Consider the following 23,891-nt stretch of genomic DNA (forward strand, 5'->3'; position numbering starts at 1 on the left):
TTCACTCTCTCTCCATGTTCAGCGGGAAATGACAGGCAAACAGATGGTTTTTCGGCCCTGTCAGGCGCGGTGTTTCAATGCATTTGCGCTGAGCATACGGGCAACGCGGACCCAGACGGCAGCCAATGGGCAGCGATTCCAGCAGCGGTATCGCGCCAGGCAGTGTATTCAGCCGGCTTTTGTGCGGCATCGCGCTGCCAAAGTCCGGGATCGCCCTGATCAGCGCCTGCGTGTAGGGATGATGCGGCGTCGTCACCAGGTCCTCGCTTGGCGCGGTTTCTACCGTCTGGCCGCAATACATTACGTCAATTTTATCCGCCCACTTGCTCAGCATTTGCAGGTCGTGGCTGATCAACAAAATGGTGGTGTTGTTATTCTGGTTCAGACGCGTGAGCAGGCGGAAAATCTGGGCCTGGGTGGTTGGCTCCATCGCGTTCGTTGGTTCGTCCGCAATCAGCAGACGCGGCTGATTCGCCAGGGCGATGGCAATCATCACTTTCTGGCATTCACCGTCGGTCAGTTCGTAGGGGAAACTGCGCATCGCGTCTTTATGGTCTTTGATCCCGACACGGTGCAACAGCTCAATGGCACGGCGTTTACGCCAGCCGAAACGTTGCCACCAGCGGCCTTTATAGGTCCAGCCGGGAATGTTCTGCATCAGCTGTTTCCCGACGCGCTCGGACGGGTCGAGACAGGATTGCGGCTCCTGGAAAATCATCGAGACGTTATGGCCCACCAGTTTACGGCGTTCGCGCGGGGAGAGACGCAACAGATCGATGTCGTCGAAGCGCATACGATCGGCGGTCACCCGCCAGTTGTCCTTCGCCACGCCGCAAATGGCCTTGGCGATCAGACTTTTCCCTGAACCCGATTCGCCCACCAGCCCGCGGATTTCGCCCTCTGCGAGCGTAATACTGATGCGATCCACGGCCTTGACCCAGCCTTCGCCCGTTTTAATTTCGATCGTGAGGTTGCGGATATCGAGTAACGGCATTATTGCACCCCCGCATTGATTGCGCGGCGGATCCCGTCGCCCAGCAGGTTAACGAGCAGCACGCTCACCATGATGGCCGCGCCCGGCAGCATGACCGTCCACGGCGCAACGTAAATCAGCTCCAGCGCATCGCCGAGCATGGCGCCCCATTCCGGGGAGGGGAGCTGCGCGCCAAGGTCCAGGAAGCCCAGCGCTGCGATATCCAGAATCGCCATCGACAGGGCGCGGGTGATCTCCGTCACCAGCCCGGCGGCAATGTTAGGCAGCACGGCAAACCACAAAATATTAAACGTGGTGGCGCCATCCAGGCGGGCGGCAACGACATACTCTTTCTCCAGCTCGTCGTGAACCAGGCTGTAAACCGAGCGCACCATGCGCGGCAGAATGGCCAGCCAGACGGCGAACATCGCATGGGTGAGGTGCGGCCCCGCGAAGGCCACGACGATAATCGCCAGCAGCAGCGAAGGAATAGAGAGCAGGGTATCAAGAATATGGTTAAGCACGGCCGACCGCAGCCCGTGGGTTGAGCCGGCAAAAATGCCCAGCGCCAGGCCGCAGATTGCGGCAGCCAGGGTGACCACGAACGCGCCGCCTACCGTCGGTGCGGCGCCGCTCAGCAAACGACTTAGCACGTCGCGTCCGAGATCGTCAGTCCCCAGGAAGAACGAAACCTCCCCGTAGCGCGACCACGACGGCGGTAAAAGCTGATAGCCAAGGAACTGCTGATCGATGCCATACGGTGCAAACCACGAACCCAAAACGCACAGCAACACGAGGCCAATGCAGCCGTAAAAGCCGATCATCGCCGTGGTGTCGCCGTAAAAATTACGCCACACGGTACGTAGCGCACCGGGCGTGCGCTTTTCGCTGTAGACGTTATCGTAAGGCATACCATTCCTTATGCTTCAATGGGTTGGCCATGGCACCCAAAATATCGGAAATAACGTTAACAATAATGACCAGCGAGCCAATCACCATCACGCCGGCGGAGATCGCCGCGTAATCCTGCTGGCGAATGGCGTTGATCATCCAGCGCCCAAGGCCCGGCCAGCTGAAAACCATCTCGGTGATCATTGCCAGCGTCAGCATGGTTGAGAATTGCAGCCCAAGACGTGGGATTACGGGGGGCAACGCATTGTGCAGCACATGGCGACGTAAAATCGTCAGGCGAGACAGTCCGCGCGTGGCGGCGGCTTTCACATAGTTTTGATCGAAGACGTCGATAGTGCTGATGCGCATCAGGCGGATCACCTCGGTCGTCGGCGCGACGGCCAGCGTAAGCACCGGCAGCACCATGTGGCGCAGCGCACTCACGATCATTTCGTCGCGCCAGACTGAATCAGAAAGCCAGGCGTCAACGATGGCGAAGCCGCTAACCGTTTGCACGTTATACAGCAGGTCAAAACGGCCAGATACCGGCAGCCAGCCTAACGTCAGTGAGAAGAAGAGGGTAAGCAGCAGCGCCAGCCAGAAAACAGGGATGGAAAAGCCAATTAAGGCAAGCGCGCTAATTAATTTATCCTGCCATTTATTACGATAAATTCCCGCCAGCATTCCCACCGGGATCCCCACCATGAGGGCAAAGCCAAAGGCGAGTATACACAGCTCCATGGTGGCCGGGAAAACCACTTTCAGCTGTTCGGAGATGAGCTGTCCGTTGATGCTGGACACGCCAAAATCCCAGTGCAGCAGGCCATTAAACCAGAACAGCCAGGCGTCCCAGAGAGATGAGCCCTGAAGCGGGGCGTGCGGCGTAAAGTAGCTCAGGCTAAAGCCGACAAAGGTCAGGAAGAACAGGGTCACCAGCAGTAACAGCAGCCGACGCAAGGTAAATATAATCATGGTTTCTTCACCTCTTGTTCTTTCTCACGGGTCACGCCCGCGAAGGAGGCGTTACCAAACGGGCTGAGTACCAGCCCTTTAATATCGTAACGGTAGGCCTGGAGGCGCAGGGAAGAGGCAAGCGGCAACACGGGAAGTTCTCTGGCCAGAATATTTTGCGCTTCATCGTAGGCCTCAATGCGTGAGGCAAGCTGTTGAGACGCCAGCGCTTTTTGCAGCACGGCATCAAATTCCCGGTTACACCAGTGGGCGTAGTTGGTCTGGGAGTTGATTGCCGCACAGCTCAGCAGCGGACGGAAAAAGCTGTCCGGGTCGTTACTGTCGGTGGACCAGCCAGCCAGCGTTAAGTCGTGATTCATGTCCATCAGACGCGCCTCCTGGAAACGGCCTTCGACAGGCACGATGATCACCTTAACGCCCACCTGCGCCATATCAGCCTGCAACAGTTCAGCCGTTTTCAGCGGGCTGGGGTTCCACGCCTGAGAGCTGGTGGGCACCCACAGCTGTAGCGTCAGGTTTTCTGCCCCCAGCGCTTTAAGCTGTTCGCGCGCTTTCGCCGGATTATATTCCGTAATCTTCGCCTCGCCGTCATAGGCCCAGGAGGCGCGCGGAAGAATAGAGGCGGCGGTTTCCGCGGTACCGTAGTAAATCGACTGCATCAGACGCTGATTGTTGATCGCTAACGCCAGCGCATGGCGCACGGCCGGATTATTCAGCGGCGGCTTATCGGTGTTAAACGCCAGATAAGCGATGTTCATTCCCGGGCGCAGGGTCAGGCGAAGGCGTGGGTCGTCGCGCAAAATGGTCAACTGGCTGGCCGCAGGCCAGGCAAGCACGTCGCACTCGCCGGTCAGCAGTTTGGAGAGTCGGCCTGTGCCACCTGAGCCCAGATCGACAATCACCTGCGGCATCAGCGGTTTGCCGCGCCAAAAATGATCGTGACGTTGCAGGCGAATGTATTGTCCGGCGCGGTACTCTGCTAACTGGAACGGACCGGTGCCCACAGGCTCACGATCGAGACGTTCCTGACGATCTTTTTTCGTCAGCTGATCCGCGTATTCGGCTGACATGACCGAGGCGTAGTGCGTCGCCAGATGCCAGAGGAAGGAGGCATCCGGGCGATTCAGACGAAACTCAACCGTACGGTTATCCAGTTTGCGAACGCTTTTGACCGAGTCCGCGAATTGCAGACTGTCGAAATAGGGGAAGTTCCCGCCATTAACGTTATGCCACGGATGATTGCGGTTGAATATGCGCTGGAAGGTGAAAACCACGTCATCCGCGTTGAGCTTACGGGTTGGGGTAAACCACGGGGTGTGCTGAAATGCGACATCATCGCGTAGACGAAAGCGGTATGTGGCGCCGTTATCAAGCACTTCCCAACTTTCAGCAAGCTCCGGAACCAGCCGATAGGTATAAGGATCGACGTCGAGCAGGCGATCGTAGAGCTGTGCGGCCAGCGTATCGACAATCAGGCCGCTCCCCGCTTTTTGCGGATTAAAAATATCAACTTGACCGCTGACGCAGTAGACGAAACCACTATCACGGATATCAGGAGGCACAGCGCGATCGGGCGCAGCAAAGGCCAGATTGCTGAACAAACCGAGTGCAAACAGGGACGATAAAACCAGGCGCATAGTTTTTAAGGTTTTTAGATTCGATCTGCAAAGTGTATCGCACTTACGCCTGCTTCGTAAAAATGTCTGGGGGTAAGTGCTGATAATGTCAGCGCATTTGATGTTTTTTGAGCAATGCCCTTAACTGATGGTAGGTCAGGCCCAGCAGTTCAGCCGCCCGTTTCTGATTATATTTCGCCTCTTTCAGGCTCTGCTCAAGCAGCTGTTGCTCCTGCTGATGCTGGAACTGGCGTAAATCGAGCGGCAACGCCGGAGCCTGCTGGCGCGTCGCCGGAGCAGGGAGCTGTTTATCCTCGCGCCGAAACGGATCGAGAATAATGTTGTCCAGTTCGGTCTCGCTGCTGCCATGCCGGTAAACGGACCGTTCCACCACGTTTTTCAGTTCACGAATATTGCCCGGCCAGTGGTAACCGAGCAGGGTCCCGGTGGCCCGTTCACTGAAGCCCGGAAAGAGAGGCAGACCCAGTTCCCGGCACATCTGAATGGCAAACTGATCGGCCAGCAGCATGATATCGCTGCGCCGCTCCCGCAGCGGCGGCAGCTGTACAACATCGAAAGCCAGCCTGTCCAGCAGGTCAGCGCGGAATTTGTCCTCAGCCACCATCGCGGGCAGGTCGGCGTTGGTGGCGCACACCAGGCGAACGTTGACCTGGAGCGGCTGACTGCCGCCAACGCGTTCCAGTTCACCGTACTCAATGACGCGCAGCAGCTTTTCCTGCACCAGCATCGGCGCGGTCGCCAGCTCGTCGAGAAAGAGCGTTCCGCCATCGGCGCGCTCAAAGCGTCCGGGATGGCGTTTTTGTGCGCCGGTGAAGGCGCCAGCTTCATGACCAAACAGCTCGGTGTCGAGCAGGTTTTCATTCAGCGCCGCGCAGTTAAGCGAAATAAAAGGGCCGTCCCAGCGGCCAGACAGAAAGTGCAGGCGGTTAGCGATAAGTTCTTTACCCGTTCCGCGCTCACCGATAATCAGCACCGGTTTATTCAGCGGCGCGAGGCGCGATACCTGTTCAAGCACTTCCAGGAAGCTGTTGGCCTCGCCAAGCAAATTATCTTTATATTCAGCCATGATGAAATTAACCACTCCTTAGTGATATTCACCAGGTGAGAATAGCCGCTGGCTGGATAAATATCAATCACACTCAGTAAAATCAATAAGATAAAAAGTTGGCATGGGATTTGTATTAACTACTCAGCAGGGCATCGCCCGATAACAGAACTATGAGGATTGAATTATGGGTATTTTTTCTCGTTTTGCCGACATCGTGAACGCCAACATCAACTCGCTGCTGGAGAAAGCGGAAGATCCGCAGAAGTTGGTGCGCCTGATGATTCAGGAGATGGAAGACACGCTGGTTGAAGTACGCTCCACCTCCGCCCGCGCGCTGGCAGAGAAAAAGCAGTTAACGCGTCGTATCGAGCAGGCAACTGCCCAGCTTAACGAATGGCAGGAAAAAGCGGAACTGGCGCTGCGTAAAGATAAAGAAGATCTGGCTCGCGCTGCGCTGATTGAGAAGCAGAAGCTGACCGACATGGTTGCCACGCTGGAACACGAAGTGACGCTGGTGGATGATACTCTGGGGCGTATGAAGAAAGAGATTGGTGAGCTTGAAAACAAACTCAGCGAAACCCGTGCACGTCAACAGGCGCTGGCGCTGCGCCACCAGGCTGCAAGCTCGTCCCGCGACGTGCGTCGCCAGCTGGACAGCGGCAAGCTGGATGAAGCGATGGCCCGTTTCGAATCGTTTGAACGTCGTATCGACCACATGGAAGCGGAAGCCGAGAGCCACAGCATCGGTAAGCAGAAAACCCTCGATCAGCAGTTTGCTGACCTGAAAGCCGATGATGAAATTAGCGAGCAACTGGCTGCGCTGAAAGCCAAAATGAAACAAGACAACCAATAATAATTCCTGCGGCACCTGAGCGTGCCGCATCGTAAGACAAGGAGTACACATGAGCGCGCTTTTTCTGGCTATACCCCTGACCATTTTCGTGCTGTTTGTTCTGCCCATCTGGTTATGGCTGCACTACAGCAACCGCTCTTCACGCGGTGAGCTGTCGCAGAGTGAACAACAGCGGCTGGCGCAGCTCTCTGCCGAGGCAAATAAAATGCGCGAACGTATTCAGGCGCTGGAAGCGATCCTGGACGCGGAACACCCGAACTGGAGGGAACGGTAATGGCTGGACTGAATCTGAATAAAAAACTGTGGCGGATCCCACAGCAGGGCATGGTTCGGGGCGTTTGCGCCGGGCTGGCGCACTATCTGGATGTTCCGGTAAAACTGGTGCGTGTGGTCACCGTATTGTCGATTTTCTTCGGCCTGGCCTTTATTACGCTTGTGGCATACATCATTCTGTCGTTTGTACTCGATCCTATGCCGGAAGGTGAGCTGGATGCGGAGAACACGCCAACCAGCAGCGATCTCCTGAACGCGGTGGATGAACAGCTGAGCGCAGGGGAGAAGCGATTGCGCGAGATGGAACGTTATGTCACCTCCGATACCTTTACGCTGAGAAGTCGTTTTCGTCAGCTTTAAGAGAGAACTTACATGAAACAAAACTGGCAACAGGCCGGTCAAAAGGTAAAACCCGGCCTGAAAATCGCAGGTAAACTGGTTCTGATGACGGCGTTACGTTATGGCCCGGCCGGTGTGGCGGGTTGGGCGATCAAGTCTGTTGCCCGCAAGCCGGTCAGAATGTTGCTGGCGGTCGCTCTGGAGCCGCTGTTACAGAAGTTGGCAAAACGCGTTTCCCGGCGCTACCTGTCACGCTAGTTCCTCCCGCATAAGCCCTTTCTCGCCCAGAGAAGGGGCATGACTTTCCCTTCTGCGTTTCTTCTCCTTTTCTGCTTTCTTTGCGGCAGCTCACAATAATGCGTTGCGCTGCGCTGAGATTGCTGCTTTCTGCCCCCGGGTCCGTTGACAGATATTTTTCATGGGAGTAGATTGCCAATCCGTGGGACCGCTACCATGGAAAATAATGTGAACGCAAAAATTAAAAAACTTATCAATCATATTTACGGTGAATCATTTTCAGATGCACACCTTAACGTGTTATTAACCAAGCTTGAAAAGGCGGCGGTTAATATTACGGAAAAGCGTAAGTCAGGCTGGGATGAAAAAGACGTTGTGCTGATTACCTATGCCGATCAGTTCTCCGCGAAAGGGGAGAAAGCGTTGCCGGTATTTACCCGGTTCTATAATGAATGGCTTTCTCGCACGTTTTCTCATGTCCATCTGTTACCGTTTTATCCGTGGTCGTCGGATGATGGATTTTCCGTTATTGATTATCACGAAGTTGCACCTGAAACCGGAACCTGGCGAGATGTCGCGGAATTAAAACAGTCTGCCAGCTTAATGTTTGACTTCGTTTGCAACCATATGTCAGCGAAAAGCGAATGGTTTGCTAATTATCTGGCGCAGAAGCCGGGCTACGAAGATTTCTTTATTTCTGTCGACCCCGAAACCGATTTATCGGCGGTGACGCGTCCCCGCGCATTACCGCTGCTGACGCCGTTTACGCTTAATGATGGCAGCGTTCGTCATCTGTGGACCACATTCAGCGATGACCAGATCGATCTCAATTTCGCCTCGCCGCAGGTGCTGATTGCCATGGTTGACGTTCTGCTCCATTACCTTATGGAAGGGGCGCGTTATATCCGTCTGGATGCGGTCGGGTTTATGTGGAAGATCCCGGGAACCACCTGTATTCATCTGGAACAAACCCATTGCCTTATCCAGCTGTTCCGCACCATTACGGACGCCGTGGCGCCTGGAACGGTGATCATCACTGAGACAAATGTTCCCCACAAAGACAATATCTCTTACTTCGGTGATGGTGAAAATGAAGCCCAGATGGTCTATCAGTTTTCCTTACCACCGCTGGTGCTGCACGCCGTTCATCGTCAGGATGTTAAAGCCCTGTGCCGGTGGGCGGGCTCGCTGGCGCTGCCTTCAACTTACACCACCTGGTTTAATTTCCTGGCTTCACATGATGGTATCGGATTGAACCCGTTACGCGGCATCCTTCCGGAATCAGAGATCCTCTCGCTGGTCGAAAAGCTTCAGCAGGAAGGCGCGCTGGTCAACTGGAAAAATAATCCTGACGGAACGCGAAGCCCCTATGAAATTAATGTCACCTATCTTGATGCGTTGAGTTTGCGAGACAGCTCAGATGATGAGCGCATTGCGCGGTTCATCCTGGCGCATGCTGTGTTGTTAAGTTTTCCTGGCGTACCGGCTGTATATATTCAAAGCATTCTTGGTTCGCGTAACGATTATGAAGGTGTCGAACGTCTCGGATATAATCGCGCGATAAACAGGAAGAAATACACCGCAGGTCAGGTTGATCGGGAGCTTAATAATAATAAGAGTATACGTTATCAGATTTATTCTCGTTTGAGTGAGCTTATTGCTATTCGTCGCGGCGAGCGTGCGTTCCATCCGGATAGTCAGGCTATTTTTGACGCAATCGGTGAACATATTCTTAAAATTGTTCGTGTTGCTGAAAATGGCGAGCGAATGACAGCATTATTTAATTTTAGCAATAAAATGCAGACCGTTTATGGACAAACGCTCTTTGGTAGGGAATTACTCTCAGGACAAGATATTAGCGGTACGGAACTGACCCTCAATCCATGGCAGGTAATGTGGATTAAAGAAAACTAAAAAGGACCCTAAAATGAAAATGCCCAAAATTGTGCTGTTATCAGCACTGGTTTCGTGCGCCCTGTTATCAGGCTGTAAGGACGATAAAGCATCTCAGGTCACCATTGAGTTTATGCACTCGTCGGTAGAACAGGAGCGTCAGGCAGTTATTACGAAACTGATCGAAAAATTCGAGAAAGAAAACCCGACTATTACGGTGAAACAGGTCCCCGTTGAGGAAGATGCCTATAACACCAAGGTCATTACGTTGGCCCGTACCGGCGCGCTGCCGGAAGTGATTGAAGTCAGCCATGACTACGCCAAAGTCATGGATAAAGAGCAACTGCTGGACCGTGACGCGATCGGCAACGCGATTAACGCCGTCGGTGAAGATACCTTTTACGACGGCATTTTACGCGTTGTTCGCACCGAAGACGGCAAGGCATGGACGGGGGTGCCGGTTAGCGCCTGGCTGTCCGGCGTCTGGTATCACAAAGATGCGCTCGCGGCAGCGGGAATCGAAGAACCGCACAACTGGGAGCGACTGCTGAAAGCCAGTCAGGCGCTCAACGATCCGGCGAAAAAACATTACGGTATCGCGCTTCCAACCGCAGAAAGCGTCATGACGGAGCAGGCCTTCTCGCAGTTTGCTTTGTCCGGCGGAGCCAACGTCTTTGATGCAAACGGCAACGTGAAAATCGATACCCCTGAAATGTCGAAAGCGCTGGCGTTTTATCGGGCACTGGCCGCGAACACCATGCCGGGCTCCAATGATGTCATGGAGATCAAAGACGCCTTCATGAACGGCTCTGCGCCTATGGCCGTTTACTCCACCTATATCCTGCCCGCGGTCTACAAAGATGGCAATCCGGCCAACCTGGGGTTCGTGGTCCCGACGGAAAAATCATCAGCCGTGTACGGCATGATCACCTCGTTGACGATCACGACCGGCCAGACCGAAGAGGAAACGCAGGCGGCAGAAAAATTTGTGACCTGGATGGAGCAGGCTCAAAACGCGTCTGACTGGGTGATGATGTCCCCTGGCGCGGCGCTGCCGGTGAACAAACTCGTGGTGGGCACTGAGAGCTGGAAAAACAACGACATGATCAAAGCCTTTGGTCAGCTGCCTTACGAGCTGATTGCGCAGTTCCCGAACGTCCAGGTATTTGGCGCCGTAGGCGACAAAAACTTTACCCGCATGGGAGATGTTACCGGGTCCGGCATTATCAGTTCCATGGTGCATAACGTGACGGTGGGACAAAAAGATCTCAATGCGACGTTAAGCAACAGCCAGAAGAAACTGACTGACCTGATATCACAACGATAGGAGCGCTTTGCGAAGGGAATTATGAAGACGTTGTTTTCTGGTCGTTCAGATATGCCTTTCGCCATGCTGCTGTTGGCCCCCAGCCTGATTTTGCTGGGGGGCCTGGTGGCCTGGCCAATGATTTCCAACATTGAGATCAGTTTTTTACGTTTACCGCTGAACCCGCGTATTGATGCGGTGTTCGTCGGCCTGGATAACTACATTCGCATTCTGGGCGATGCTGCGTTCTGGCACTCCCTGTGGATGACGTTCTGGTATACGGCGCTGGTCGTGCTCGGCAGCACCGGGCTGGGACTGGCCGTAGCGATCTTCTTTAACCGTGAATTCCGCATGCGGAAAACGGCTCGTTCACTGGTGATCCTGTCCTACGTGACGCCGTCTATTTCACTGGTATTTGCCTGGAAATACATGTTCAACAACGGCTACGGGATTGTGAACTATCTGGGCGTGGATCTGCTGCATCTCTACGATCAGGCGCCGCTGTGGTTCGATAATCCTGGCAGCAGTTTTGTCCTGGTTGTGCTGTTCGCCATCTGGCGTTACTTCCCGTATGCCTTTATCTCGTTCCTCGCGATTTTACAGACCATTGATAAATCATTGTACGAAGCGGCAGAGATGGACGGAGCAAATGCCTGGCAGCGTTTTCGTATCGTGACGTTGCCCGCCATCATGCCGGTGCTGGCCACGGTGGTCACGCTGCGAACCATCTGGATGTTCTACATGTTTGCGGATGTGTATCTGCTCACCACCAAGGTCGACATTCTTGGCGTATATCTCTACAAAACCGCCTTTGCGTTCAATGACCTGGGTAAAGCAGCCGCCATTTCCGTTGTGCTGTTTGTGATCATCTTCGCGGTCATTCTGCTGACCAGAAAAAGGGTAAACCTCAATGGCAACAAATAAACGCGTTCTGGGCCGTATCGGTTTTTATCTGGGACTGGCGCTATTTCTGATTATCACGCTGTTTCCGTTTTTTGTGATGTTGATGACGTCGTTCAAAAGCGCGAAAGAGGCGATCTCGCTGCACCCGACCATTCTGCCGCAGGAGTGGACGCTACAGCACTACATCGACATCTTTAACCCGCTGATTTTCCCGTTTGTGGATTACTTCCGTAACAGCATGGTGGTGTCGCTGACCTCCTCGGTCATTGCGGTGTTTCTCGGCACGCTGGGCGCGTATGCGTTATCCAAACTGCGCTTTAAAGGGCGCACGACGATCAATGCGAGCTTCTACACCGTCTATATGTTCTCCGGGATCCTGCTGGTGGTGCCGCTGTTCAAAATCATCACCGCGCTCGGCATTTATGACACCGAACTGGCGCTGATCATCACCATGGTGACGCAGACGTTGCCTACCGCGGTCTTTATGCTGCGCAGCTATTTCGACACCATCCCGGACGAAATCGAAGAAGCCGCGATGATGGACGGCCTGAACCGCCTGCAAATCATCTTTCGCATCACCGTGCCGCTGGCGATCTCGGGTCTGGTGTCGGTCTTTGTCTACTGCTTCATGGTGGCGTGGAATGACTATCTGTTCGCCTCCATTTTCCTGTCCAGCGCCAGCAACTTCACGTTGCCGGTCGGGCTGAACACGCTCTTCAGTACGCCAGATTACATCTGGGGTCGCATGATGGCTGCATCGCTGGTAACGGCACTTCCGGTCGTCATTATGTATGCCCTGTCTGAACGTTTCATTAAAAGTGGTTTGACCGCCGGCGGCGTGAAGGGCTGAGGCGGCCGATTTTAACAAGGAGTCAGTCATGAAAAAATTAGTTGCGACAGCGCCTCGTGTAGCGGCGCTGCTGGAATACGAAGATCGTCCTGTTGCAGCACACGAGGTGAAGATTCGTGCCCGTTATGGCGCCCCAAAACACGGCACTGAAGTCGTGGATTTTCGCGCGGCAAGCCCGTTCATCGATGAAGAGTTCAACGCGGAGTGGCAGATGTTTACCCCGCGTGAAGAAGGTGCAGCGCGCGGCATCGAATTTGGTAAATTCCAGCTGGGGAACATGATCGTCGGCGACATCATCGAATGTGGTGCGGACGTGACGGAATACCAGATCGGCGACAGCGTCTGCTGCTACGGCCCGTTGCAGGAAACGGTCATTGTTAACGCGGTGAACAACTATAAGCTGCGCAAAATGCCGCAGGGCGCATCCTGGAAAAATGCCGTTTGTTACGATCCGGCGCAGTTCGCCATGAGCGGCGTGCGTGATGCTAACGTCCGCGTAGGGGATTTCGTCGTGGTTGTGGGGCTGGGCGCGATTGGCCAGATTGCGATTCAGCTGGCGAAAAAAGCCGGCGCGTCAGTGGTTATTGGTGTCGATCCTATCGAACATCGCTGTGAGATCGCCCGTCGTCACGGTGCAGACCACTGCCTGAACCCAATCGGTACCGATGTTGGTCTGGAAATTAAGAAACTGACCGGCAAGCAGGGCGCGGATGTGATCATCGAAACCAGCGGATTTGCAGATGCGCTGCAATCTGCGCTGCGCGGTCTCGCCTACGGCGGAACGATCTCCTACGTGGCCTTCGCCAAGCCGTTCGCGACGGGCTTCAACCTTGGTCGCGAAGCACACTTCAACAACGCCAAAATTGTCTTCTCCCGCGCATGCAGTGAACCCAACCCGGATTATCCGCGCTGGAGCCGCAAGCGTATTGAAGAGACCTGCTGGGAATTGCTGATGAACGGTTATCTCAATTGCGAAGATCTGATCGACCCGGTCGTCACCTTCACCACCAGCCCGGAAAGCTATATGAAGTATGTCGATCAGCACCCGGAACTCAGTATCAAAATGGGCGTCACTTTTTAAGCTAAGGACAGCAAATCATGAAAATCGCAACACAAAACCAGGCCTTTTTCCCGACCGCTATCATGGAAAAATTCGAATACATCAAAGCGATGGGATTTGATGGCTACGAAATCGATGGCCGACTGCTGGTGGACAATCTTGACGAAGTAAAAGCGGCTATCAAAGCCACCGGCCTGCCGGTCACGACGGCCTGTGGCGGATACGATGGCTGGATCGGGGATTTCATCGAAGAACGCCGCCTGAATGGTCTACAGCAGATTGAACGCATTCTGGAAGCGCTGGCAGAAGTGGGCGGAAAGGGGATTATCGTTCCGGCTGCCTGGGGGATGTTTACCTTCCGTCTGCCGCCAATGACTTCGCCACGTAGCCTGGACGGCGATCGCAAAGCGGTCAGCGCTTCCCTGCGCTGGCTGGATGCGGTGGCAGCGCGCACCGGTACTACCGTCTACCTGGAGCCGCTGAACCGCTATCAGGATCATATGATCAACACCCTGGCCGACGCGCGTCGTTATATCGTAGAGAACGGCCTGAAGCACGTGCAGATCATCGGTGATTTCTACCACATGAATATTGAAGAAGACTCCCTGACGGAAGCGCTGCATCACAACCGCGACCTGCTGGGTCATGTGCACATTGCTGATAACCACCGCTATCAGCCGGGCAGCGGCAGCCTCGATTTCGCCAGCCTGTTCGATCAGCTGCGTGCCGATAACTATCAGGGTTACGTCGTGTACGAGTGCCGGGTGCGTGCCGACGATCCGGCTCAGGCCTATAAGGACTCTCTCACTTACTTGCGTGAATGCTAAGGATGACGAGCGTGATGAGTGCTTCTACACCTTTGCCTCTGCGCGTCGCCATTATTGGCGCCGGGCAGGTTGCAGACAAAGTGCATGCCTCGTATTACGCCACGCGCAGTGATGTTCAAATGGTGGCTGTCATGGACAGCCGCCTTGAGCAGGCACAGGCGTTCGCGGAACGTTATGCTATTCCATCGGCATGGCAGGACGCTCACGAGATGTTGCAGGAAGTAAAACCGGATGTGGTGAGCGTCTGTTCGCCTAACCGGTTCCATTTTGAACATGTGATGGCGGCTCTCGAAGCAGGCTGTCATGTGATGTGTGAAAAGCCGCCGGCGATGACGCCGCACCAGGCGGATGAGATGCGTCTCGCGGCGCGCAAGGCCGGAAAAGTCCTCGCGTACGATTTTCACCATCGCTTTGCCCTGGATACCCAGCTCCTGCGCGATGCGGTTATGAACGGAACGCTCGGTGAAATTTACTTCACCTCCGCGCAGGCGCTGCGTCGCTGCGGTGTGCCGGGGTGGGGCGTGTTCACCAATAAATCGCTTCAGGGCGGCGGGCCGCTGATCGATATCGGCATTCATATGCTGGATGCCGCGATGTACGTGCTGGGTTTCCCGGCCGTTAAGCGGGTAACCGCGCACAGCTTCCAGAGACTGGGGAACCGGAAACACACCGGCCAGTTTGGCGAATGGGATCCTGCGCAGTTTACCGTGGAAGATGCCCTGTTTGGTACGATTGAGTTCTGCAACGGTGGCATTCTGCGTCTGGACACCTCTTTTGCGCTTAATATCCGCGAGCAGTCGATCATGAACGTCTCTTTCTGCGGTGAGAAGGCGGGTGCAACGCTGTTCCCGGCACACATTTATAACGACGAAGCCGGTGTTTTGCAGACGCTGATCCAGCGTGAAGAAGCTGACGATCGGAGACATCTACGCAGTATGGACGCGTTTGTTCGCCACGTATTGGGCGAGCCGGTCATGATTGCCGATGCGGAGCAGGGGCTGGTGATCCAGCAATTAGTCGCGGCGTTATATGAAGCCGCGGAAACAGGGGAAAGCGTGACGTTATGCTGAACCAGTCTGTATTAACCGATCCGGGCTTTTGCCCGCATAGCCTGAATAAGTACGCGTCCATTATGGCCTGCGGCAATGGCTACATGGGCATTCGCGCCACGCATGAAGAAGATTACACCCAGCAGACCAGAGGCATGTATCTCGCCGGGCTGTATCATCGCGCGGGACGCAATGAAACCACTGAGCTGATCAATCTGCCGGATGTCACCGGGATTGAAGTTGAGCTGGACGGCGTCAATTTCACGCTCCTTTCAGGCGAAATTCTTGAGTGGCAACGCGAGCTGGCCTTTGCTAACGGCGAACTGCATCGTAACGTTGTCTGGCGTTCGCCGGACGGAAAACGCTATCGCCTCGAGAGCCGTCGTTTTGTTTCGCTGGACCAGTTGCCCTTAGTGGCAATGCAGCTCTCGATCACACCGCTTGACGGCGCCGCTCAGGCCGTGCTGAAAACCGGCATAGATGCGACACAAACGAACAGCGGCAGGCAGCACCTGGATGAAATCTCGGTCAGGGTCTTTGACCAGCACTACATGCAGGGTGTGTATGAAACGCAGGACCGGGCGTCTGAAGTTGTTGTTTCGGCGTTTTGTCAGCTCTCCGCTAAGAGCGACAGTTGTTTCACCGCCAAAAATCGTTGCCTCAGCGTTCATCATTCTCTGACTATCTCGCAAGGTGACACTGTCACGCTTGAAAAAATCGTCTGGCTGACGCATCGCTGCGATAAATCGCTCTCGCAGGAGTCTTTCGCCCGCAACGCGCTGGCCGATCTCAAAGTCTGCGCCGCAAGAGGCTACGATGCGTTGCTTGAAAGCTCAGCGTACGCCTGGAAAGCGGTATGGCGTGACGCTCGGGTGGAAGTGACGTGTGCAGAACAGCAGGATCAGCTGGCGCTGGATTACGCCGTCTGGCATCTGACGACAATGACGCCTGCTCATGATGAGCGAAGCAGTATTGCGGCTAAAGGGCTGACGGGTGAGGGGTATAAGGGACACGTCTTCTGGGATACCGAAATTTTCCTGCTGCCGTTCCATCTGTTTACCCGTCCACAGATTGCCCGCAGCCTGCTGCGCTATCGCTGGTTGAATCTTTCGGGCGCGCGTGAAAAAGCACGCCGTAACGGTTGGCCGGGCGCGTTGTTCCCGTGGGAAAGTGCCGCCAGCGGACAGGAAGAGACGCCAGAATTTGCGGCCATTAACATCCGCACCGGGGTTCGCCAGAAGGTCGCCTCCGCACTCGCTGAACATCACATCGTGGCAGATATTGCCTGGGCCGTTGTCGCTTACTGGCAGGCAACACACGACGATGCCTTTATGCGCAATGAGGGCCTGACGCTGCTGATGGAAACCGCTTCGTTCTGGATGGGACGCGCGACGGAAATTAATGGTCGTCTTGAGATCCATGACGTAATCGGACCGGATGAATACACCGAGCATGTCAACAACAACGCCTACACCAACTATCTGGCCTGGCACAACGTTGCCTGCGCGCGTCAGTTTATGGCGATGTTTGGGCGTGAAGATGCGCGTTTTACGGAGAATGCCGGGACGTTTCTGGCGCGCCTGTGGCTGCCAGAGGCCGACGCAGAGGGTGTGATCCCGCAGGATGATACCTTCATGGCAAAACCTGCCATCGATCTGAGCCGCTATAAAGCCAAAGCGGGTAAGCAAACCATTCTGCTTGATTACTCTCGCGCGGAAGTGAACGAGATGCAGATCCTGAAGCAGGCCGACGTGGTGATGCTTAACTACCTGCTGCCGGAACGGTTTACGCCGCAGCAATGTGCCGCCAATCTGGCGTTCTACGAGCCACGCACGATCCATGATTCATCCCTGAGTAAAGCCATTCACGGCATTGTGCTCGCACGCTGCGGTGACACTGACGGGGCGTATGCCTTCTGGCGCGATGGTATCGCCATTGATCTGGGAGACGACCCGCACAGCAGTGATGATGGTATTCATGCCGCCGCCACCGGTGCGATCTGGTTGGGCGCCATTCAGGGATTTGCTGGCCTGCACATTAGCGAAGGGGAGCTGCATCTTGCGCCGAAGCTGCCTGCTCACTGGCAGAAACTCGCCTTCCCGCTGCGGTGGCGGAACGCAACAATGCACGTTACCTGTGAAGATGACCAGTTAACCATTGAAACTACCGCACCTGTCACGTTGACGCTGTGGGGTAAAGCGCTGCACGTATCAGGGCGAAAGGTCTGTGCGCGTAAGGACTTTCTTGCATCTGTTAATGGGACCGCTACCACGGAGGGGCGCCATGACGCTTAACGCTGTTGTATTCGATCTGGACGGGGTGATCACCGATACCGCGCATCTTCACTTTCTGGCCTGGCGCGCCGTGGCGGAGGAGATTGGTATCACCTTCGACGAAGTATTTAACGAACAGCTGAAGGGAATAAGCCGTATGGACTCCCTACAGCGCATTCTGATACATGGCGGGAAAGAGGGGATGTTCAGTGACGAGCAGCGCCTGGCGCTGGCGACGAAAAAAAACGCGCTTTACGTCCAGTCGCTGGCATCACTGACGCAGGATTCGCTGCTGCCGGGTATTCGCGACGTGCTGGCGGATATTCGCGCCGCGAAGGTCAAAATTGGACTGGCATCCGTATCGCTTAATGCTCCTGGGATTTTGCACGCGTTGGGTATTCATCAGGCTTTCGATTTTTGCGCCGATGCTTCGCGCATTTGCCGCTCAAAGCCGGACCCGGAAATCTTCCTTGCGGCCTGTAAAGGACTGAACGTGCGTCCTGAAGAGGCCATTGGTATCGAAGATGCCGCCGCAGGAGTAGATGCGATTAACGCCGCAGGAATGCTGTCGGTGGGGATTGGGCCTGGCCTGAACCATGCGGGATTACAACTTCATTCAACGCAGGAACTGACCTGGGAACGCCTGACGGCGTTCTGGGCATCCCGGGCGTATTGATAAGGAATTAATAATGGCTCAACTGTCTCTGAAACACATTCAGAAAATCTATGATAACCAGGTCCACGTGGTGAAGGATTTCAACCTCGAAATTGAAGACAAAGAATTTATTGTCTTCGTCGGTCCATCGGGCTGTGGGAAATCCACGACGCTGCGAATGATTGCCGGCCTTGAGGAGATCAGCGCGGGTGAACTGATTATTGACGGGGTTTGCATGAATGATGTTCCCGCCAAGTCCCGTGATATCGCGATGGTCTTCCAGAACTATGCGCTCTATCCGCATATGACAGTCTACGACAACATGGCGTTTGGCCTGAAAATGCAAAAAATTGCGCCCTCCGTCATTGAAGAACGCGTTACCTGGGCGGCACAGATCCTGGGCTTGCGCGACTATCTCCAGCGTAAACCTGGTGCGTTGTCCGGCGGTCAGCGCCAGCGCGTGGCGTTAGGCAGGGCGATAGTGCGCGAAGCGGGGGTCTTCCTGATGGATGAGCCTTTATCCAATCTCGATGCCAAACTTCGTGTGCAGATGCGCGCTGAAATCAGCAAGCTGCACCAGAAGCTTAATACCACCATGATTTACGTGACGCACGATCAGACGGAAGCCATGACGATGGCGACCCGCATCGTGATTTTAAAGGACGGCATCATTCAGCAGGTGGGCGCGCCGAAGCAGGTCTACAACGAGCCGGCGAATATGTTCGTTGCAGGGTTTATTGGCTCACCGGCGATGAACTTCATTCGTGGCGCAATCGACGACCGCTACTTTGTGACGGAAACGCTGCATCTGGAGATCCCGGAGGACAAGCTGGCCGTGCTTAATGCGCAAGGTTACCAGCGTAAAGCGGTTGTCTTTGGGATCCGTCCGGAAGACATTCTCACCGTACAGCGAAGCGGTGAAAACATCACGGCGAAGATCAGCGTTGCTGAGCTGACCGGGGCTGAATTTATGCTTTATGCCTCCGTGGGTGGGCATGAACTGGTTGTCCGTGCGGGAGCGGCGGATGATTACGTTGCAGGAGAGAATATCGGCATCCAGTTCGATATGAATAAGTGCCATTTCTTCGATGCTGATACTGAGACAGCTATTAGATAAGAAAGGTGTTCGCCGGAAATGAAAGTTTCCGGTTTTTTGTGTGTTAATTATAAAGGAATATTTTAATGAGTACTCTACTAAGAAGTGCTGCGCTCGTCCTGTGCGCAGGGGTGAGCTGCGCGCAAGCAACAGAATCAGCCAAACAGTGGGAATTTAATATTGGCGCCATGTATGAAATTGAAAACGTAGAAGGTCAGGCTGACGATAAAGATGGATTATATGAACCCTCCGTGTGGTTTAATGCCACATGGGATGCCTGGACCATTTCGCTGGCTATGTATCAGGAAGGGCCGGTCGATTACAGTAGCATGACGCGCGGCACCTATTTCGATCGTCCTGAAGTAGAATTACGCTATCGTTTTATCGGCACCGATGATTTTACGTTCGGCCTGACCGGTGGCTTCCGTAATTATGGCTATCACTTTAAGGATGAGCATGGTGCTAAAGATGGTAGTGCTAATATGCAGCGCTACAAAGTTCAGCCTGACTGGGATATTAAACTAACCGACGACTGGCGTTTTGGCGGCTGGTTTGCCATGTATCAGTTTGCCAACGATCTGGAAAAAACCGGCTATTCTGACAGCCGCGTCGAGACCGAAACCGGTTTTACCTGGACAATTAACGAAACGGTCTCGGCAAAAGTTAATTACTATTTAGAGCGCGGTTTTAATATGGACGGTTCACGTAATAACGGTGAATTCTCCACTCAGGAAATTCGCGCCTATCTGCCGATTTCATTGGGTCAGACGACGCTAACGCCTTATACCCGTCTGGGACTCGATCGCTGGTCAAACTGGGACTGGCAAGACGATCCTGAGCGTGAAGGACATGATTTCAACCGTTTGGGTATGCTGTACGCCTATGATTTTAACAATGGTTTATCCATGACGCTGGAATATGCCTACGAATGGGAAAACCATGACGAAGGGGAAAGTGACCGCTTCCACTATGCCGGTATCGGCGTGAATTACGCGTTTTGATAACACTTCACCAGGGGCGTTTGCCCCTGGTTTTTAGCGTAATGAAGCCGCATCTGAAAAATGCGTTTCAACCAATATCTTATGCGGGGCAGGTTTACCCGCTATGCACCTGAACAACACATCGCAGCTCTCTTCGCCCAGCTTTCTGGTGGGGATATCAAAGCCGCCAGGCGCAGGGGTTAAAATGAGAGATAGCATTGGGTCGCTGTATCCTGCCATTGCGACCTGTTCCGGGATCGTCAGGTTTAGCGCATCCGCGGCACGATAAAGACTCAGCAATTTCATACTGTCTGTCGCAAAAACCGCATCGGGCGGGTTGTCTGAAGAGAGTAGCTGACAGGCCGCCTGAAGCGCGCTTTCATGGGTGTATCCGCCATCAATAACCCAGTCCGGGTTAATTGCAATACCCTGCTTCTCAAGGCTCGATTTATAGCCCGCCAGGCGATCGATAGAAACGTGATAATCGAGCGGGGCATGCAGGCAGGCAATTTTAGTGCGACCATGTTTGATAAATGAGTCGGTTAATATGGCGCTGTCGCGGAAATTATCCGTGTCGACAGAATAGATATTCTGGTAATTGCCTTCCACTTTACCAATAACGACCACGGGCACGCCATATTCGTCCAGCGTCGCGAAAAAAGACTCGTTCGCCGGCGAGCTTAGCATGATGATCCCCTTGATCATCTTCTGCTTTATTTTACCTACGCATTTTTGCAGATCATCTTCGCTGCTTTTGGACGTTTGTAAAATAACATCAAAACCCTCTTCTTCTGCTTTTGCCGTAATGGCATGTAGTACATCAGAGAAAAACGGATTGCCTGCGGTGGTTTTGGTTGAACGGGTCGAAATAACCATAATGGCGTCGAAGCCAGAAGAGGTGAGTGCGCGGGCAAGTTTATTCGGTTGATAATTTAATTCTTCTATCGCCTTCAACACCTTTTCGCGCGCTTCAGGAGAAATATTCGTTTGCTTATTCAGAACGCGCGACACGGTTGATTTCGAAACGCCAGCAACGCGGGCAATATCATAGATGGTGGGTGACATACACCTTACTCACTCCAGACGGACAGCAATTGCGCCCATCTTACTGGAGAGAAAACGGCAATAGCAATAATTAAGAATTGATAATCAACGATCTGCCCCAATTTACTGTATTCTGAAGTGACTTTTTTCAGGGTTCCAGGCAATGAAGGACGGCGATGAAGCGACTTAAAAACGAATTCAATTCTCTGGTGAACCGTGGCGTTGATCGCCATCTGCGTCTTGCCGTGACGGGGCTGAGCCGCAGCGGTAAGACAGCATTCATTACGGCGATGGTCAATCAGCTGTTGAACCTGCATGCAGGGGCGCGCCTGCCACTGCTTAGCGCAGTGCGCGAGGAGCGGTTGCTTGGGGTGAAACGCGTACCGCAACGTGATTTTGGCATACCCCGTTTCACCTATGATGAAGGTCTGGCGCAGTTATACGGGGAGCCTCCCGCCTGGCCCACCCCGACGCGTGGCGTGAGCGAAATCCGTCTTGCGCTTCGTTTCCGCTCGAATGAATCCCTGATGCGTCACTTCAAAGAAACGTCCACGCTCTATCTCGAAATTGTGGATTACCCGGGAGAATGGCTGCTCGATTTACCGATGCTGGCGCAGGATTACCTGAGCTGGTCCCGACAGATGACCGGTCTGTTGCAGGGGCAGCGGGCAGAGTGGTCGACCAAATGGCGCCAGCTTTGCGAAGGACTGGATCCGCTGGCACCGGCGGATGAAAACCGTCTGGCCGTCATAGCCGAAGCCTGGACGGATTACCTGCATCAGTGCAAGCAGGAGGGGTTGCATTTTATTCAGCCGGGCCGCTTTGTTCTGCCGGGTGATTTAGCCGGTGCTCCCGCGCTACAGTTTTTCCCGTGGCCGGACGTTGACAGCATCGGTGAATCGAAACTGGCGCAGGCGGACAAGACCACCAACGCCGGTATGCTCCGCGAGCGATACAATTATTACTGTGAGAAGGTGGTTAAGGGCTTTTATAAAAATCACTTTTTACGCTTTGACCGCCAGATCGTGCTGGTGGACTGCCTGCAACCGCTCAACAGCGGGCCGCAGGCGTTCAATGATATGCGGCTGGCGCTGACGCAGCTGATGCAAAGCTTTCATTATGGCCAGCGTACGCTGTTTCGCCGTTTGTTCTCGCCGGTCATCGACAAGCTGCTGTTTGCCGCCACAAAAGCTGACCATGTGACGGTCGATCAGCACGCCAACATGGTATCCCTGCTGCAACAGCTGGTGCAGGATGCCTGGCAGAATGCGGCCTTCGAAGGGATCAGTATGGATTGTCTGGGGCTGGCGTCCGTACAGGCTACGCAGAGTGGGTTGATTGACCTGAATGGCGAGAAAATTCCGGCCCTGCGGGGCAACCGTCTCAGCGACGGTGCGCCGCTCACGGTCTATCCGGGGGAAGTTCCGGCGCGTCTGCCGGGCCAGGCTTTCTGGCAAAGCCAGGGTTTTCAGTTCGAAGCCTTCCGTCCGCAGAGTATGAACGTTGACCAGCCATTGCCGCATATCCGTCTGGATGCCGCGCTGGAGTTTTTAATTGGAGATAAATTGCGATGACGGAACCGTTAAAACCACGCATTGATTTTACCGGCCAGCTTGAGCAGACCCCGCATGAGGCGTTTAAAACGGCGCAAACCTTCAGCGGGCCGCAGGCCGACAACTTTGCTCCCGTGCTGGCAGACGAGCCGTTGGCTGAAGAGGGGCAGGCGGAAGCGGTGGTTGATGCGGCACTGCGCCCGAAACGCAGCCTGTGGCGCAAGATGGTGACCGCCGGGTTAGCCCTTTTTGGTGTGAGCGTAATCGGTCAGGGCGTGCAGTGGGGCGTCAATGCCTGGCAAACGCAGGACTGGGTGGCGCTGGGGGGATGCGCCGCCGGGGCGTTGATTGTTGGTGCGGGCGTTGGCTCGGTCGTTACCGAGTGGCGTCGCCTATGGCGTTTGCGTCAGCGTGCCCACGAACGCGATGAAGCGCGGGATCTGCTGCACAGTCACGGCACAGGAAAAGGGCGTGCTTTTTGTGAAAAGCTTGCGGCTAAGGCCGGGATTGATCACTCTCACCCGGCGCTTCAGCGCTGGTATGCGGCGATCCACGAAACCCAGAATGACCAGGAAGTGGTCACGCTCTATGCCCACATTGTTCAGCCGGTGCTGGATGCGCAGGCTCGTCGTGAGATCAGCCGCTCGGCGGCGGAATCTACCCTGATGATCGCCGTCAGTCCGCTGGCGATGGTGGACATGGCCTTTATCGCCTGGCGCAACCTGCGCCTGATCAACCGCATCGCCAGACTGTATGGCATCGAGCTTGGTTATTACAGCCGGCTGCGCCTGTTCAAACTGGTATTGCTGAATATCGCCTTCGCCGGGGCAAGCGAACTGGTGCGGGAGGTCGGGATGGACTGGATGTCGCAGGATCTTGCGGCGCGTCTCTCTGCCCGGGCGGCGCAGGGGATTGGTGCCGGTCTGCTGACGGCACGCCTGGGCATCAAAGCGATGGAGGTTTGTCGTCCACTCCCCTGGATCGATGGCGATAAGCCGCGGCTGGGGGATTTCCGTCGCGAATTGATTGGCCAGCTTAAAGAGACGCTCAATAAAAAACCTGCTCAGTGAGGTTTTGTTTACTAATCATGCGGGCTGTCAATATTTGTTGACAGCCACCTTCCCGAATACCGTGATCTGACATATCATTTTACTGTTATTGGCTTAAACGGTGAATTTC

Annotated in this window: 23 protein-coding genes; 17 read left to right on the forward strand and 6 right to left on the reverse strand. The window is 54.6% G+C overall.

All coding sequences use genetic code 11. The annotated features are described in order from the left end of the window. Position 1 precedes the first annotated feature (1 nt). From sapD to pspF, 5 genes are all read right to left on the reverse strand, one after another. A complete protein-coding gene (sapD, locus tag H2Z33_RS18825) occupies positions 2–994 on the reverse strand; it encodes a putrescine export ABC transporter ATP-binding protein SapD (protein WP_003856840.1) in 993 nt (330 codons plus the stop codon). Continuing rightward, positions 994–1,884: a putrescine export ABC transporter permease SapC gene (gene sapC / locus H2Z33_RS18830; RefSeq protein WP_003856843.1), complete on the reverse strand. Its 891-nt coding sequence runs from the start codon at positions 1,882–1,884 to the stop codon at positions 994–996. The genes sapD and sapC overlap by 1 nt, the downstream gene beginning before the upstream one ends. After that, positions 1,871–2,836 carry a putrescine export ABC transporter permease SapB gene (gene sapB / locus H2Z33_RS18835; RefSeq protein ID WP_063134650.1) on the reverse strand — a complete coding sequence of 322 codons (966 nt, stop codon included), beginning with the start codon at positions 2,834–2,836 and terminating at the stop codon, positions 1,871–1,873. The genes sapC and sapB overlap by 14 nt, the downstream gene beginning before the upstream one ends. Next, positions 2,833–4,473, reverse strand: a complete 1,641-nt coding sequence (sapA, locus tag H2Z33_RS18840) for an ABC transporter substrate-binding protein SapA (protein WP_063134649.1) — start codon at positions 4,471–4,473, stop codon at positions 2,833–2,835. The genes sapB and sapA overlap by 4 nt, the downstream gene beginning before the upstream one ends. Positions 4,474–4,561: 88 nt before the next feature. Further along, positions 4,562–5,554: a phage shock protein operon transcriptional activator gene (gene pspF / locus H2Z33_RS18845; RefSeq protein ID WP_163358567.1), complete on the reverse strand. Its 993-nt coding sequence runs from the start codon at positions 5,552–5,554 to the stop codon at positions 4,562–4,564. Positions 5,555–5,705: 151 nt separating this feature from the next. On the opposite strand from pspF, the gene pspA reads away from it, so the two are divergent. The 15 genes from pspA to H2Z33_RS18920 all read left to right on the forward strand — a co-directional run bounded on the left by pspA (position 5,706) and on the right by H2Z33_RS18920 (position 20,136). Continuing rightward, positions 5,706–6,374, forward strand: a complete 669-nt coding sequence (gene pspA, locus H2Z33_RS18850; protein ID WP_033486862.1) for a phage shock protein PspA — start codon at positions 5,706–5,708, stop codon at positions 6,372–6,374. 49 nt (positions 6,375–6,423) lie between these two features. Next, positions 6,424–6,648, forward strand: a complete 225-nt coding sequence (gene pspB, locus H2Z33_RS18855) for an envelope stress response membrane protein PspB (protein ID WP_003856853.1) — start codon at positions 6,424–6,426, stop codon at positions 6,646–6,648. Then, positions 6,648–7,007 carry an envelope stress response membrane protein PspC gene (gene pspC / locus H2Z33_RS18860; protein WP_006810819.1) on the forward strand — a complete coding sequence of 120 codons (360 nt, stop codon included), beginning with the start codon at positions 6,648–6,650 and terminating at the stop codon, positions 7,005–7,007. The genes pspB and pspC overlap by 1 nt, the downstream gene beginning before the upstream one ends. Positions 7,008–7,019: 12 nt before the next feature. Continuing rightward, positions 7,020–7,244 carry a phage shock protein PspD gene (gene pspD / locus H2Z33_RS18865; RefSeq protein ID WP_033486864.1) on the forward strand — a complete coding sequence of 75 codons (225 nt, stop codon included), beginning with the start codon at positions 7,020–7,022 and terminating at the stop codon, positions 7,242–7,244. A 195-nt stretch (positions 7,245–7,439) separates the two neighbouring features. Then, positions 7,440–9,137 carry a sugar phosphorylase gene (locus tag H2Z33_RS18870; RefSeq protein ID WP_062937816.1) on the forward strand — a complete coding sequence of 566 codons (1,698 nt, stop codon included), beginning with the start codon at positions 7,440–7,442 and terminating at the stop codon, positions 9,135–9,137. 13 nt (positions 9,138–9,150) lie between these two features. After that, positions 9,151–10,443: an ABC transporter substrate-binding protein gene (locus H2Z33_RS18875; protein WP_063134648.1), complete on the forward strand. Its 1,293-nt coding sequence runs from the start codon at positions 9,151–9,153 to the stop codon at positions 10,441–10,443. 21 nt (positions 10,444–10,464) lie between these two features. Next, complete coding sequence (locus H2Z33_RS18880; protein ID WP_003856862.1) at positions 10,465–11,346, forward strand: carbohydrate ABC transporter permease; 882 nt, start codon at positions 10,465–10,467, stop codon at positions 11,344–11,346. Then, positions 11,333–12,175 (forward strand): carbohydrate ABC transporter permease, encoded by an 843-nt coding sequence (locus H2Z33_RS18885; protein WP_015570402.1) that lies wholly within the window; start codon positions 11,333–11,335, stop codon positions 12,173–12,175. Before H2Z33_RS18880 ends, H2Z33_RS18885 begins: the two co-directional genes overlap by 14 nt. A 28-nt stretch (positions 12,176–12,203) precedes the next feature. Further along, a complete protein-coding gene (locus tag H2Z33_RS18890) occupies positions 12,204–13,256 on the forward strand; it encodes a zinc-dependent alcohol dehydrogenase (protein ID WP_063134647.1) in 1,053 nt (350 codons plus the stop codon). A gap of 17 nt (positions 13,257–13,273) precedes the next feature. Then, complete coding sequence (locus H2Z33_RS18895; RefSeq protein ID WP_063134646.1) at positions 13,274–14,062, forward strand: sugar phosphate isomerase/epimerase family protein; 789 nt, start codon at positions 13,274–13,276, stop codon at positions 14,060–14,062. A gap of 11 nt (positions 14,063–14,073) precedes the next feature. Then, positions 14,074–15,132 (forward strand): Gfo/Idh/MocA family protein, encoded by a 1,059-nt coding sequence (locus H2Z33_RS18900; protein WP_101677597.1) that lies wholly within the window; start codon positions 14,074–14,076, stop codon positions 15,130–15,132. Continuing rightward, positions 15,126–17,405, forward strand: a complete 2,280-nt coding sequence (locus H2Z33_RS18905; protein WP_063134645.1) for a glycoside hydrolase family 65 protein — start codon at positions 15,126–15,128, stop codon at positions 17,403–17,405. The genes H2Z33_RS18900 and H2Z33_RS18905 overlap by 7 nt, the downstream gene beginning before the upstream one ends. Further along, on the forward strand, positions 17,395–18,060 hold the full coding sequence (gene pgmB / locus H2Z33_RS18910; protein ID WP_026080595.1) for a beta-phosphoglucomutase: 666 nt from the start codon (positions 17,395–17,397) through the stop codon (positions 18,058–18,060). Before H2Z33_RS18905 ends, pgmB begins: the two co-directional genes overlap by 11 nt. 13 nt (positions 18,061–18,073) lie before the next feature. Then, positions 18,074–19,156, forward strand: a complete 1,083-nt coding sequence (locus tag H2Z33_RS18915) for an ABC transporter ATP-binding protein (protein WP_058686507.1) — start codon at positions 18,074–18,076, stop codon at positions 19,154–19,156. A 65-nt stretch (positions 19,157–19,221) separates the two neighbouring features. Beyond that, positions 19,222–20,136: an OmpG family monomeric porin gene (locus H2Z33_RS18920; RefSeq protein ID WP_023303821.1), complete on the forward strand. Its 915-nt coding sequence runs from the start codon at positions 19,222–19,224 to the stop codon at positions 20,134–20,136. Positions 20,137–20,169: 33 nt separating this feature from the next. Here the strand turns inward: H2Z33_RS18920 and H2Z33_RS18925 are convergent, their stop codons facing one another. Beyond that, a complete protein-coding gene (locus H2Z33_RS18925; protein WP_023296696.1) occupies positions 20,170–21,180 on the reverse strand; it encodes a LacI family DNA-binding transcriptional regulator in 1,011 nt (336 codons plus the stop codon). A gap of 155 nt (positions 21,181–21,335) precedes the next feature. Between H2Z33_RS18925 and H2Z33_RS18930 the strand changes: the two genes are divergently transcribed. Together H2Z33_RS18930 and H2Z33_RS18935 are read left to right on the forward strand one after the other, a co-directional pair. After that, positions 21,336–22,733, forward strand: coding sequence for a YcjX family protein (locus tag H2Z33_RS18930; protein WP_023296695.1), 1,398 nt, complete (start codon positions 21,336–21,338; stop codon positions 22,731–22,733). Next, positions 22,730–23,782, forward strand: coding sequence for a YcjF family protein (locus H2Z33_RS18935; RefSeq protein WP_063134644.1), 1,053 nt, complete (start codon positions 22,730–22,732; stop codon positions 23,780–23,782). Before H2Z33_RS18930 ends, H2Z33_RS18935 begins: the two co-directional genes overlap by 4 nt. Positions 23,783–23,891: the final 109 nt, after the last annotated feature.

Origin of the sequence: Enterobacter sp. YSU, from assembly GCF_016082135.1 — a bacterium.
GTDB lineage: Bacteria > Pseudomonadota > Gammaproteobacteria > Enterobacterales > Enterobacteriaceae > Enterobacter > Enterobacter hormaechei_C.

Bases quoted from the DNA above. Each gene is read 5' to 3' on its own strand.
- sapD (WP_003856840.1), bottom strand. From the start codon at position 994: ATGCCGTTACTCGATATCCGCAACCTCACGATCGAAATTAAAACGGGC.
- sapC (WP_003856843.1), bottom strand. From the start codon at position 1,884: ATGCCTTACGATAACGTCTACAGCGAAAAGCGCACGCCCGGTGCGCTA.
- sapB (WP_063134650.1), bottom strand. From the start codon at position 2,836: ATGATTATATTTACCTTGCGTCGGCTGCTGTTACTGCTGGTGACCCTG.
- sapA (WP_063134649.1), bottom strand. From the start codon at position 4,473: ATGCGCCTGGTTTTATCGTCCCTGTTTGCACTCGGTTTGTTCAGCAAT.
- pspA (WP_033486862.1), top strand. From the start codon at position 5,706: ATGGGTATTTTTTCTCGTTTTGCCGACATCGTGAACGCCAACATCAAC.
- pspB (WP_003856853.1), top strand. From the start codon at position 6,424: ATGAGCGCGCTTTTTCTGGCTATACCCCTGACCATTTTCGTGCTGTTT.
- pspC (WP_006810819.1), top strand. From the start codon at position 6,648: ATGGCTGGACTGAATCTGAATAAAAAACTGTGGCGGATCCCACAGCAG.
- pspD (WP_033486864.1), top strand. From the start codon at position 7,020: ATGAAACAAAACTGGCAACAGGCCGGTCAAAAGGTAAAACCCGGCCTG.
- H2Z33_RS18870 (WP_062937816.1), top strand. From the start codon at position 7,440: ATGGAAAATAATGTGAACGCAAAAATTAAAAAACTTATCAATCATATT.
- H2Z33_RS18875 (WP_063134648.1), top strand. From the start codon at position 9,151: ATGAAAATGCCCAAAATTGTGCTGTTATCAGCACTGGTTTCGTGCGCC.
- H2Z33_RS18880 (WP_003856862.1), top strand. From the start codon at position 10,465: ATGAAGACGTTGTTTTCTGGTCGTTCAGATATGCCTTTCGCCATGCTG.
- H2Z33_RS18885 (WP_015570402.1), top strand. From the start codon at position 11,333: ATGGCAACAAATAAACGCGTTCTGGGCCGTATCGGTTTTTATCTGGGA.
- H2Z33_RS18890 (WP_063134647.1), top strand. From the start codon at position 12,204: ATGAAAAAATTAGTTGCGACAGCGCCTCGTGTAGCGGCGCTGCTGGAA.
- H2Z33_RS18895 (WP_063134646.1), top strand. From the start codon at position 13,274: ATGAAAATCGCAACACAAAACCAGGCCTTTTTCCCGACCGCTATCATG.
- H2Z33_RS18905 (WP_063134645.1), top strand. From the start codon at position 15,126: ATGCTGAACCAGTCTGTATTAACCGATCCGGGCTTTTGCCCGCATAGC.
- pgmB (WP_026080595.1), top strand. From the start codon at position 17,395: ATGACGCTTAACGCTGTTGTATTCGATCTGGACGGGGTGATCACCGAT.
- H2Z33_RS18915 (WP_058686507.1), top strand. From the start codon at position 18,074: ATGGCTCAACTGTCTCTGAAACACATTCAGAAAATCTATGATAACCAG.
- H2Z33_RS18920 (WP_023303821.1), top strand. From the start codon at position 19,222: ATGAGTACTCTACTAAGAAGTGCTGCGCTCGTCCTGTGCGCAGGGGTG.
- H2Z33_RS18925 (WP_023296696.1), bottom strand. From the start codon at position 21,180: ATGTCACCCACCATCTATGATATTGCCCGCGTTGCTGGCGTTTCGAAA.
- H2Z33_RS18930 (WP_023296695.1), top strand. From the start codon at position 21,336: ATGAAGCGACTTAAAAACGAATTCAATTCTCTGGTGAACCGTGGCGTT.
- H2Z33_RS18935 (WP_063134644.1), top strand. From the start codon at position 22,730: ATGACGGAACCGTTAAAACCACGCATTGATTTTACCGGCCAGCTTGAG.